This window comes from Phormidium pseudopriestleyi FRX01 (genome assembly GCF_017313335.1).
Classification (GTDB): domain Bacteria; phylum Cyanobacteriota; class Cyanobacteriia; order Cyanobacteriales; family Laspinemataceae; genus Laspinema; species Laspinema pseudopriestleyi.
In genome coordinates this window covers 25,129-37,019 of record NZ_JAFLQW010000332.1, presented here as the reverse complement: position 1 = coordinate 37,019, position 11,891 = coordinate 25,129, and the positions used below count along the sequence as shown (strand labels likewise).

At 48.6% G+C, this 11,891-nt stretch carries 10 protein-coding genes; 2 read left to right on the top strand and 8 right to left on the bottom strand.

All coding sequences use genetic code 11. The annotated features are described in order from the left end of the window. Window positions 1–221: 221 nt before the first annotated feature. On the bottom strand, window positions 222–455 hold the full coding sequence (locus J0895_RS12595; RefSeq protein WP_207088438.1) for a hypothetical protein: 234 nt from the start codon (window positions 453–455) through the stop codon (window positions 222–224). Then, window positions 452–2,263, bottom strand: a complete 1,812-nt coding sequence (locus tag J0895_RS12590) for a S8 family peptidase (protein ID WP_207088437.1) — start codon at window positions 2,261–2,263, stop codon at window positions 452–454. Before J0895_RS12590 ends, J0895_RS12595 begins: the two co-directional genes overlap by 4 nt. A 240-nt stretch (window positions 2,264–2,503) precedes the next feature. Here J0895_RS12590 and J0895_RS12585 point away from each other — a divergent pair, with 240 nt between their 5' ends. Beyond that, the gene (locus J0895_RS12585) at window positions 2,504–3,469 is read left to right on the top strand and encodes an RDD family protein (protein WP_207088436.1); all 966 of its coding nucleotides are present in this window, start codon (window positions 2,504–2,506) and stop codon (window positions 3,467–3,469) included. A gap of 53 nt (window positions 3,470–3,522) precedes the next feature. Here the strand turns inward: J0895_RS12585 and J0895_RS12580 are convergent, their stop codons facing one another. Beyond that, window positions 3,523–4,302, bottom strand: coding sequence for an HAD-IIB family hydrolase (locus tag J0895_RS12580; protein WP_207088435.1), 780 nt, complete (start codon window positions 4,300–4,302; stop codon window positions 3,523–3,525). A 140-nt stretch (window positions 4,303–4,442) separates the two neighbouring features. Next, window positions 4,443–5,039 carry a hypothetical protein gene (locus J0895_RS12575; RefSeq protein ID WP_207088434.1) on the bottom strand — a complete coding sequence of 199 codons (597 nt, stop codon included), beginning with the start codon at window positions 5,037–5,039 and terminating at the stop codon, window positions 4,443–4,445. A 106-nt stretch (window positions 5,040–5,145) separates the two neighbouring features. Here J0895_RS12575 and J0895_RS12570 point away from each other — a divergent pair, with 106 nt between their 5' ends. After that, entirely contained in the window at window positions 5,146–6,018 is an 873-nt protein-coding gene (locus J0895_RS12570; RefSeq protein WP_207088433.1) for a hypothetical protein, read from the top strand. A 153-nt stretch (window positions 6,019–6,171) separates the two neighbouring features. Here the strand turns inward: J0895_RS12570 and J0895_RS12565 are convergent, their stop codons facing one another. The 4 genes from J0895_RS12565 to J0895_RS12550 form a co-directional block, all read right to left on the bottom strand. Further along, window positions 6,172–6,909: a DevA family ABC transporter ATP-binding protein gene (locus J0895_RS12565; RefSeq protein ID WP_207088432.1), complete on the bottom strand. Its 738-nt coding sequence runs from the start codon at window positions 6,907–6,909 to the stop codon at window positions 6,172–6,174. Between the two features lie 169 nt (window positions 6,910–7,078). After that, window positions 7,079–8,239 carry an ABC transporter permease DevC gene (devC, locus tag J0895_RS12560; RefSeq protein WP_207088431.1) on the bottom strand — a complete coding sequence of 387 codons (1,161 nt, stop codon included), beginning with the start codon at window positions 8,237–8,239 and terminating at the stop codon, window positions 7,079–7,081. A gap of 12 nt (window positions 8,240–8,251) precedes the next feature. Continuing rightward, window positions 8,252–10,261 carry an HlyD family efflux transporter periplasmic adaptor subunit gene (locus tag J0895_RS12555; RefSeq protein WP_207088430.1) on the bottom strand — a complete coding sequence of 670 codons (2,010 nt, stop codon included), beginning with the start codon at window positions 10,259–10,261 and terminating at the stop codon, window positions 8,252–8,254. 221 nt (window positions 10,262–10,482) lie between these two features. Beyond that, window positions 10,483–11,754: an aspartate aminotransferase family protein gene (locus tag J0895_RS12550; protein WP_207088429.1), complete on the bottom strand. Its 1,272-nt coding sequence runs from the start codon at window positions 11,752–11,754 to the stop codon at window positions 10,483–10,485. Between the last annotated feature and the right edge of the window lie 137 nt (window positions 11,755–11,891).

Here is an 11,891-nt window from a genome sequence, read left to right as displayed (position 1 = left end):
GGGCACTGCCCACCTTACTTTAGGTGGGCAGTGCCCACCCTACAATTACTAACTCCAGTTCGAGGGTAAGGAGTAGGGTGGGCACTGCCCACCTTACTTTAGGTGGGCAGTGCCCACCCTACAATTACTTGTGCCTGATACTAAATCCTGAGAACCGGATTCCCTATAAAAAAGGCGCACAATTGATTGTGCGCCTTTTTTATATTAATTGTCCAGTTAATCTAATCGGAGGCGATCGCCTCAAAGGATTTCACCTCTAAAACCGGGCCAATCATTGCCATTGTCATCACATCATCGCGGACTTGACCTTTGACTTTGACCTTTTGACCCGCTTTTAACAAATCTGCCGGTGCACCTTGATAAATCTCGTAGGTTTCACCGCCATCGGAAACCAATGCCCAAGCACCAGAACCGATATTTTTGCGTTCGATTGTCCCTTTTACATTAATACTCATGCAACTTGTCCCTCATCCTTCATGGCTAGACGGGCAAGTGCCAAGCATAAGAAGGCATTCACCATTAAAAATGCCCGGGCACCGATGCCACTGCCAATCCATAATAATGTGGGGGCCGGTGCTAAAACTGCACTAATTCCCAGACAAGTGGCAATGCCAATTGTGGAACCGATCGCAAACCATTTCCATTGGGGATGTCCCAACAGCAACAGAATCAGAACCACGGGAATCGCCACACTGGCAAAAATCGGATTAAAGGCGCTACTTCCGGAGATGGAGGTTCCCAGTTCCGGAATCGAACTGCCCAGAACACGGAAGGGCCACTGGGGTAAGTCATAGATATAGAATCCACGCAGGACGAATAATCCAGAACTTCCGGCAACCAATCCACTCGCCATACTCCAAGTCCAACTGAAGGGGAAATACATCTTCAGTAACCAGGCAATCAGATAGGACCCGACAACCATTAAGACTTTCGGTAACAGGGCATAGACGCCGCCATCAATCCAGAAACGCGGGTTGAGATAGCCGTTATCGCGCAACCAACGGAAGAAGTCACTAAAGAAGTTACCAAAATCAAATTGACCGCCTTTAGCAAGGGCTACCGCACTAGCGGCATCCAAATGACCGGCCCCAAAGTGGTTGAGGGGGTCTTCTTTCACGTCCCGCGCCGATTCTTTGAGGATAGCGGTAATTTTTTCCGGATCGGTGACACCAGAGGCTTTAATCAAGGCTGCAACACCGGCAACATGAGGGGCCGCCATGCTGGTGCCTTGATAAGCTTGAAAGGCAAAACCGGGAAGATTGGTATCGGGGTCAAAGGAGATGGTTTCTTGGAGGATACCGCCTTCGTCTCCTTTGGTGGTATCGCCACCGGGGGCGGAAATATCCACACCGGCCCCAAAGTTGGAGTAGGGGGCTTTTTGTCCGGTGGAATCGATCGCCGCTACGCCAATGACATTCACATAGCGGGCGGGATAGGAGGCACTGTTGCGCTGTTCGTTTCCAGCAGCAGCAATGACTACCACACCTTTGTTATGGGCGTAGGCGATCGCCTCTTTCATGGCGTTACTTTCACCGGCCCCACCCAAGCTCATGTTAATCACATCAGCGCCGTTATCTGCCGCAAGTTTAATCGCTTCGGCGATATCGGCAACGTTGCCGCCCCCACTGGCGCTTAAGACTTTCAGGGGCATGATGTTGGCTTCGTAGGCGATTCCCGCGACGCCGTAGCCATTATTGGTGGTTTGGGCGATGGTTCCAGCAACGTGGGTCCCATGTCCATTATCATCATCGGCGAGTTCGCGATTATTAACGAAATCGTATCCTTTGACAAATTTGGTATTTTTTAAGTCGGGAACGCGACTGACTCCGGTATCGATTACCGCGACGGTGATGCCACTGCCTTTGGTGTCATTCCACGCTTTTTCCACGTTGATGCTACGGAGATTCCACTGTTGGGCGTAGAATGGGTCGTTGGGAATATCTAGGGTGTGATATTCGTAAGCTGGCTCAATGTATTCTGTGTATTGAGAAACCTCGGATTTTTTGAGGCTCTTGAGCAGTTGGCGATCGCCGTTGACGAGATAGAAGTGATCATCCGCCGAAAACTCGGAGTTGAGACGGGGGACAACTCCATACTCGGAGGCGATCGCGTTGATTTGTTGGTTGACCTGAACTAGGGAAAGATTATCCCGAAAGTCGAGGACAATGGACTCGAAAGTGCCTTGATTGGCTAAACCCTTGAAGTTAAACAGGGCAAAGCTCAAACCCACTATAAATAAGGAGAGGAGCAGAAGTTTTTTCATAGAACTTTCCAGCGTAGCGCCAGTTATCTCACCACGATAACTCATCATTATCCGATTTTGGGGAAATGTTTCAGGATTTTAAGAGAGTCTGAGGTTAAGGGGTCCAGGTTAATGGGCGATCGCCAACCCCCTGGAACCCATCAACCCTGGGGTTTCGTCCCCGTTAAAGATTTGAGTTCTGACTCCATAAATAAGCAGGGATTGTCCTCATGGACCCTTGGCTGGCAGGGTTCCCCATCTATGGCATTATGTAAACTGTTCCGTAAATCTTCTTTCGATATCATGCTCATGGCAAGTTACCCGTCTCAAAGTTTATTTCCTGGCTTTTTCCGAAGAATAATTGCATCGGCAATTGATTTTATTCTGATTGCACTGATTTGGTTTTCTGTGGGATTAGGGATTAATTTTTTACCCCGGTACGGGGTAAATACTATTACATTTATTGCTCCCGATGTTTCCAAAATTTTTATTGTATTTTTAGTTTTTATTATTTATTTTACCCTGTTAGAAGCAACTTTGGGTTGGACTCTGGGTAAGTTAATTTTTCAAGAAGAAGTGGTTACCTTACGGGGACGCCGCCCTAGTCTGCTTCAAGCGCTGATCCGGAATATTTTTAAACCTTTGGATATGCTTTTGCTCCTAGCGCCGTTGTTAATGTCACCGAAAACCCAAACTTTGGGCGATCGCTATGCCAGAACTTTAGTGATTAATCGGGATGCGGGAGTTCCAGGCATCATTGTTGAGGACCGATATATTTTTACGTTTAAAAAGATAATTGGCATTATTTTGCTGTTGGTGAGTTTAACGGGATTGGCGATCGGATTTTCGTTGATGAGAACCTATCTCCCCGAAATTCGGTCCGTGAATCAAGCCGCGAATACTCATTTTATGCGCCTAGAAAAAGGCATTGCCATTAATCAAAATGTCCGGGCCGCTTATGAGAATGCCTCCAGTCAGCTTCGGTCTCAGATGACTTTGGAGGAATATCAACAAAGAATCCAAGAAAATCCATTTCTGCCTACAGCATTAGAAAGACGCACAGAGATTGAGTTTAATCAATGGACATTTAAAGAAGAAGAGGGTCAGCGGGTAGCGGCAGTGGTTAAGGGCAATTTGGACACTCTATTTGAGATTGAGGTTAATCTGGCGAAAGAACAGAATCAATGGAAATTTGTGTCCGGGAATTTTACCCCGACTGCCCAGTAAGGCGCAACAAGCAACAGGACAGTCGCCACTCCATCGAGAGACGATCGCCTCTTTTAAGGGAATTGGGCGGCAAGAATAGCGCGAACTAACTCGCAAAACCCTTCAGATTCAGGTAAATCCGTGAGATAGGCGGGGTGATGGGTGAGGATGGGCAAGTATTCAGCAATATTGGCAACCCCTACAGACAAGGGAAAGAGGGTGTTGTTGAATAAACTTTCATCGTTGGGACTATCCCCCACTGTCACTACGCGATCGCCGGTGTAGTCTGGGAAGCGATCGCCCAAAATCTGCATCAGGGCCACGGCCTTATCCTGCTTGTGGGGTTTAATATGACAATGAACCGTACTAAAGGTAAATCCCCAACCCATTTCTGCACAGAGAGACTTCAATCGCTGCAAATTGTCCGAGGTTAGTCCCGCCACATCAAAGGTCCAATCTGTGACTCGAAATGGATTATCGGAAGTCTCTCGCAGTTGGGGAAATTCAGTCAACAGATGGGCAAAAGCTGCCGCCAGTTGCTGCCGATGACTTTTTAAATCGGCAATCGGAGTTAATAGGACGGGAGTCCCGTTGGTGGGGTAGAAAATCCCGCCATTTTCGGCGATCGCCCCCACCACCGGCAGATAACTGACTAACCCACTCACCCATCCGGCAGATCGTCCGGTAACAATCACCACCGCGACAGATGCTGCCGCTAATGCCTCCAATGCCTGTAACAAATCTGGGGTAAATTTCCCCTGGTGAGTCAGAGTCCCATCCAGGTCAGTTGCCACCACCGCCACCTGTTGCAGGCTATGATGGGTCTGAAGTTGAGATAACGGTAAAGATTTCATAAGTTTCTGAGTGTACTATTTCATCACTGTGGGTTTTCCTTTAACATGAGACCAAGGGAAAGAAAAGGAAAGGAGTCAACCCTTGGGGATGAATTCGTTGGCATTGATTAGCCCAACCGCAAAAAGAATTAAAATCGCTGTCAGATTTCAGTTAATTCAAAGGGAAATTCCCTAGAATTTATTGTTGTTAATTCCGGGCAATTTTTGCCTTTAAATACTTCAATTCCCTCGTCTAAGCTGCCTAAAAGAAAGCAGGGGTGGTCAACCCTGGGTTCCATTCGCCACTTTAAAGCGACTGACTGCCGGACCTGGACAGTTTGGGGCGATCGCGCAAAATCCCCGGTTTTGGACCTCCGCTTTTCATCGTGGAGCAATTGCCCTAAACTACAGTAGAGTTCGCCATCAGAATCAGGTATAGCCCGGTTTCGTCGGTCTGGGGCATCATACAGAAGTCGCCGGATCGTCTTGGAGTTGGGGTGGGGTGTCATCCGGGGGGTGGACAGTCTTGACGCCGGGTTCGCTTTCTTTGCCAATTCGGGAGTCCGATGCTTGGAGAAAATTGCCACCTTAGATCCAGCTTGTAAGCGGATAGTTAAGATAAGGTAAGAGTGTTGCGATCGGTTCGGTTGATTTTGAGTCTCCAGCAGTTGGCCGCAAAACGGACGAACATCTCCTAACCTTCTGTTTGAACTCTCAAGAGACAGACCCAACATCCTACCCGACTTGACAACTCTCATCCGTGGCCTCTGATCCATGAGAGGGAGTGAAAAACTGGCGGGATGAATATCAAAGATGCCGTTGGGGGAACTCTATCAAAAAGTGCCGTTGTACCAGGGAAAGTCTATGTCAAGTCCTATTATCCTTGTCCAGCCTACCTTAGCTCAAGCGCCTGAAGCGAATGACTCCAAATTTCCCCTTTCATCGAATCAACTGTGGATGTCAGTATCGGGGGGCCTTTTGCTGTTACTGATAGCATCTTTTGTTTTTCAAAAGGTGCAAATGGACCAGCTCAAGAAAAAGATTAAATTTGATGACTTTAAAAATAAAGAGCTACAAAAGAAGCTGAAGCTCTCCCTCGAAACCCTAACCAAGATGGAAAAAAATCCGGACCTGATTCACTCGCGGGAGTTTAATTTAGACTATCTGCGAATGAGGATGGAGGAAGAAAACTTCCACTTTGCGGTTGTGAATCAAATTAAAGTCAAGGTGAAAGACAAAATCTCGGTTGCCTTGCGTCCGAATGCAGAAACCCGAGGTTCCGGGCGACAAGTGGATGAAATATTTGACGTGGAATATCATCTGGGTGATGTGGCGAAGTCGAAGAAAAGAGTGCTATTTCGCATTCAAATTAAGTTAACTAAATTACCCACTCAAGCTACTTCAAAAACGATTAGCCAAATTATTGACTGTCTGGAAACCTATCTCAGTGCTAGGGATGATCACGATACCTGGCAACCGACGATTCAAGGTAGGGTGGCTTATATCCACTGGGATCAAAAAGCCAAACCGACCCCCTTGTTAGTGCTGGAACAATCGAATGAAGGGGTGAATGTCACTTTCCGGACGACAACGGCGCGACGGGTCTCCACCTCAGACACATCAGATACAGGCGCGATGACAGGAGCAACTTCGATAACCGGCACAACAACGCGCCGGGGGAAAACCGGAACCAAGACGAAAACCCCAGGAAATGCGGGCAAAAAACCGCGTCGTTAAAGGTGAGGGATGTAAGGCGGAGGTATATCCTGTTGTGCAACATTCTGATCGGGGGATTTATTAAAGGGTCTGTGTTCAATGCTATCACAATCCCCCAGTGCGATCGCCCGATTTTGCAAGTTAGCAGAGGTCCATAATTGTCCGGTTATGACCCTATCCCTTCCCCTCTTTGAGTCGTCCATCTTCCATCTGAACGATGCGATCGGCAATGTCTAAAATCCGGGGGTCATGAGTCACCAACAAGATAGTACAACCTTGTTCTTTTGCCAAACCCTGCATCAGTTCAACCACATCTCGACCGGATTTACTATCCAGTGCAGCCGTGGGTTCATCGGCTAAAACCAGTTGAGGATGACTCGCTAATGCTCGGGCGATCGCCACTCGTTGTTTTTGTCCCCCGGAGAGGTTTTCCGGATAATAATCCACCCATTCTTTTAATCCCACGGATTCTAACATCGCACTCGCTTTGACTTTCATTTTGCTCTCTTCTCCAGGTTGAGAATGCAAATCCAGCGACATTTGAACATTTTGCCTTGCGGTTAAACATTTTAACAAGTTATGGGCTTGAAAAATATAACCAATATTCCGGCGAACTTGTACCAATTTGTTTGGACTCGCCCCACAGAGTTGTTGATTGCACACTTTCAAACTCCCGAATTGGGTCGATCGCAACCCTCCCATTAAGGTTAACAAGGTGGTTTTTCCCGAACCCGAGGGTCCAGTCATTAATACAATTTCTCCCGAATAAATCGTCAATTTAATATTAAATAAAATCTGTTTCCGCAGAGACCCTTTTTCAAAATAATGATTGACATTTTCAATTTCCACCACCGGAGAGGGCCGGGGAAAAACCGTTTTAGCATTGAAACTGGAGGGTTGATGAGCATTCATAATCACTTGAATTTTGAGCGGTTCTGATTAGTTGTAATTCATAGGCTAGAACCCTGGGACCAGAAACCGGGTTTCTCTCCGAGATTGAGGGTAATTTGCCGAGATTTGGTCCAGAAACCCGGTTTCTAACCTTACCCGGTTTCTAACCGAAATTTAGGGGAAATTCTGACTAAAAAATATCCGCCGGGTCGGCATCGCGCAATTTCCGTAAGGCGACGGCCCCGGAAATGGCGCACATAATCAGCGTGAGAACCAAAACCAGAACGGCCCGTTCTGGGCTCATGGCAATGGGTAAACGGGTGGCATTGCGCGTTAAAGTATAGAGTAAAAATTTGGCGATCGCAAAGGCCGGAATATACCCTAAAATGGCTAAAATCACCGCTTCCTGTAATACGATTCCCACAAAGTACAAATCAGCATATCCCATCGCCTTGAGGGTGGCATATTCCGCCAAATGACTGGCGACATCCGTATATAAAATCTGATAAACGATCGCAATTCCCACCATAAACCCCATAATCGTCCCGAGGGTAAACACGAAACCGATCGCCGTTCGAGTCTTCCAATAGTTCTGTTCACGCTCAATAAACCCTTGATGACTCAGAACAAGCACATCCTGGGGTAACCGAGACTGAATCTCGGCGATCGCCTCTTCCACATTCGCCCCGGGTTTTAGATGAATTAACCCCACATCCACCTCACTAATTTTCCGCCGTTTAAACAATCTTAAAAACGTTAATTCACTGGTAATAAAACTCCCATCAGCCCCAAAAGAAGCGCCCAAACTAAACAATCCCCGGACTTCAATTCTCCGCCCACCCACTTCAGTTCTCACCCTTTCACCTTGTTTCAAAAGTTGAGGAATTGGCCCAAATTCTGGACGAGCATCGCGGTCAAATAGCCCAATATCTAAGCGCTTAATTTCATCGAGGTTCGCATTAACATCGGGCAGATTAAACGCTGATTTAGTCGGGTCAATCCCCAACACTAAAATCGAGCGATCGCTTTTATTCACAGGATTTTTCCAAGTCCCGATCGCCAGATATAAAGGACTGACCGATTGCACTTCGGGGACCGCCAAGGTTTGGTAGAGGCGGCGTCGGGAAAAAGACTGCATGGAAATCAACGCTTGCGATCGCGGACTTATCAACACAATATCTCCCGTCAAACTCTGGTGCAATCGAGTCGAACTATCAAACAGCGCATCTCGAAATCCCAACTGCATAAACATCAAAATATCCGCAAAAGCAATCCCGGCGATCGCCACAAACAGGCGGCTTTTTTCCCGAGACAATTGTAACCAAGCTAAAGGAATTTTTCGGAACATCATGATAGTGCCAATTTACTCAGGAGTGGTTACGGGTGAATCTACGGGACCGTCAGGGCTGCTGGGAACCGTTGGCGATGACATTGTGGCAATAATCACCTCCACTTGTAAATTCGTTAACCCGGAAACCCGTTGACTGTCCTGGGGGTCGAGGCGAATTTTCACTTCCACTACTCGGGCATCGGTATCCGCAGTCGGGTCCGTATCCAGAACATCTTTTTTGCCGATTTGTAACCCGATGCGATCCACGGTCCCCAACAATTCTCCATCCACCGCCTGACTGGTAATTGCCGCCCGTTGACCCAAGCGCACATAGCGAATATCGGTTTCATAAACCTCAGCAACGACTAACATTCGCTCAGTTTGACCGATCGCCATGATACCTTGATCTTGAGCAATACTTTCCCCGGGTCGGGTGTGAATGGCGATGGCTTGACCGTCAATGGGTGAGCGCACGTAGGCTTCATCCAAACGCGCCAGGGCTTCTGCTTCTGCGGCGATCGCACTATCCACCTCCGCCTCTGCCAGTTGCACATCCACAGTCCGCACTTCTGAAATACTCTCTAAAATTGATTGTGCTTCCTGGATTTGCTGTTCCCCCGTTGCCCGAATCCGATCGCGAGTGACGATCGCCTCATTGAGTTGTTCCCGACCCACTTTTTGAAGTTGTTCCTGCTTAACTTCGGCCTCACTCAGTTCCGCTTGACCCGTGCGATCCAGTTGATTTAATACCGCTTGTTCTTCCTGTAATTGTTCCGCAGCCGTGGCCTGGACTCGTTGCAGATTGGTCCTGGCTTCTTCAATTTGCTTACCCACAGTTCCCTCAATTTTAGTGAGAGTGGCCCGGGCTTCCTCCAGAAGTTTCACCCCAGTTTCGTTAATTTTCTCTAAAGTGGCGATCGCTTCTAATTGTTGCTGACGACTGGTGCGATCGATCTCTTCCAGTCTCGCATTCGCCGCTTTCACCTCTTGCAGCGCGACTTCCACATCTAGGCGTTTTGTATCATAAACTGAGGCACTAATCCCGCCTTCTTGGTAAAGTTGCTCATAGCGTCGGAACTCTATCCCCGCATTTTGTAGTTTCGCCTGCAATTGTAAAATGATAGCTTGTTGTGCGGCGAGTCTCTCATCGCGTTCTGCTTGCAAGCGGGCAATTGTGGCTTGTTGTGCGGTGCGATCGCCTTGAATCTGAGCTTCTAAACGAGAAATCGTCGCTTGTTGGGCGGCCCTTTGACCCGTGAGTTCCGCTTGTAATCGGGCGATCGTCGCCTCTTGAGTCAGAATCTGACCTTGGAGTTCCGCCTGTAACCGAGAAATCCCCGCTTCCTTAGCGGTGACATTCCCCTCTAATTGGGCGCTAAAACGGTCAATGGTCGCGTCTTGTGCCGCCAAATCCCCTTCCACCTGAGCACGAAGACGAGCGATAGTGGCATCCTGAACCGCCAGGTCCCGGGGAATCTGGGCCTGTAATCGGGCGATCGCTGCTTCTTGGGCAGTAATATCCCCACTTTTGGCCCCGGCTTTGACTTGTTCTAATTTAGCTTGGGCGATTTTCACCTGTTGCTTGGCTTGTTCCAGTTGTGCGACGAGGCGATCGCGACTGTCTAAAATAGCGATCGTTTGACCTGCACGCACGCGATCGCCTTCCTCAACTAATAATTGTCCCAATCGGTCTCCCTGCATGGCGTTGGGTGCAGAGACTTGAATCACTTGGGAACTGGGTTCTACTCGTCCCAAAGCACTCACATATTGCAGAGGGGTCGGCGTGTCAATCGGGGTCGGCGTTCCGCTTTCGGGAGTCACAGGTCGGGTCTGTAATAACGTGTAAATCGAATATCCCCCAATGGCGATCGCAGCTATAACTAGGATAAAGCTCACCCAGGGGGGAATAAAGCCCACTCGTTCTAACGGGGTCCTCCCCGCCTTGGTCTGAGTCTTCAATGATGCATCGGCGACCGGAACAGAGGGCGCAGTAATTTGGCGATCGGGTTTTTTATCCCTGTCTTGGACAGACTCGTGACCCATGATGACTTAATAATACCGATTTAGGCATAGGATTGAGAGGCAAACGACTCTTTCTGGATTAATTGTATAGGATTTTGACTCTGTGGTGACCAGCAATGGGTTAAAATCCCCAATTTCACCCTTGACATTTAACCCAATCCGTTGCAATAGCAACCCTTAAAACCCGGTTTCAGTCGGGAAACCGGGTGTGCGATCGCGCTCAATCCAATCCGGGGTTAGAATTAAGCGCTCAATTGCGCGATCGCCTTGCTAATCGTTGCTAATGCTTCATCCACCTCCGACTCGGTAACAATCAAAGGCGGCACAAACCGCACCACTTTTGGTCCTGCCGGAACCAGTAATAATCCCGCTGCCATTGCTGCTTTGACAATCTCAATCGCAGTCATTTCCGTTTCGGCAGACAACTCCAGACCATTAATCAGTCCCCAACCGCGCACTTCGGCAATTAGATTGGGATATTGAGTGGCGATCGCCTCTAATCCCTGGCGTAATTGTTCCCCCCGTTGTGCGGCATTGGCTAACAAATTATCCTGTTCCAGAGTTTGACAGACCGTGAGGGCCACCCCACAGGCGAAGGGATTGCCACCGTATGTACTGGCATGATCCCCCGGTTGGAAGATATTACAACTGGATTTACATAATGTTGCCCCAATCGGGATTCCACCGCCTAAACCTTTGGCTGAGGTAAAGATATCCGGTTCGATGCCTAGGTTTTCATATCCCCACAGCTTCCCAGACCGGCCCATTCCTACCTGTACTTCGTCTAAAATCAGCAAAATGCCTAAATCATCGCAAATTTGTCGGACGGCATGGAAGTAACTCACATCCCCGGGACGGACTCCGCCTTCTCCCTGTAGCGGTTCGAGGAGAATGGCTGCCACTCGGCGTTTTTCTCCCCCATCCAATTGGGCGATCGCGGCTTTGAGTGCATCAATATCATTAAACGGCACATAAGCAAACCCGGGTACTAGGGGGTCGAAATTCTTCTGGTATTTGGGTTGACCCGTGGCGGTAATGGTGGCGAGGGTGCGTCCGTGGAAACTGGCATGGGCGGTTAAAATCACCGGGTCATCGATATTTAATACGGTGTGAGCGTATTTGCGTGCGAGTTTGATGGCACCTTCATTCGCTTCTGCACCAGAGTTACAGAAAAACACGCGATCGGCACAGGAATGATCTACCAACCATTGGGCTAACGCTCCCTGTTCGGGAATATAATACAAGTTAGAAACATGATGCAGTTTTTGGATTTGTTCCGTCACCGCTTTGACCATTGCCGGATGTGCGTGCCCGAGGGTACAGGTGGCAATCCCCGCTACAAAATCCAGGTATGCTCGCCCTTCGGTATCCCAAACACGGCATCCCTGACCCCGTTCTAGGGCCAGGGGAAAGCGTCCGTAGGTGGTCATCACCGCTGCATCAAATTCGGCAGGGTCAAAAACAGACGGGTTCGTTTCAAGGTTGGGCTGGGAAATGAGGGTTTCTGGACTCACTACTTTCTCCTAATTTTCCTGAGTTTTTACGCGGGTTGGCTACGACCCGCCTAGAATCATATTTTATCCTAGCTAATTCCTCGTCCTTTTGCGGTTAAGAAGAGTGAACTTTTCCGCCCTTGGACCGACTCAATTGG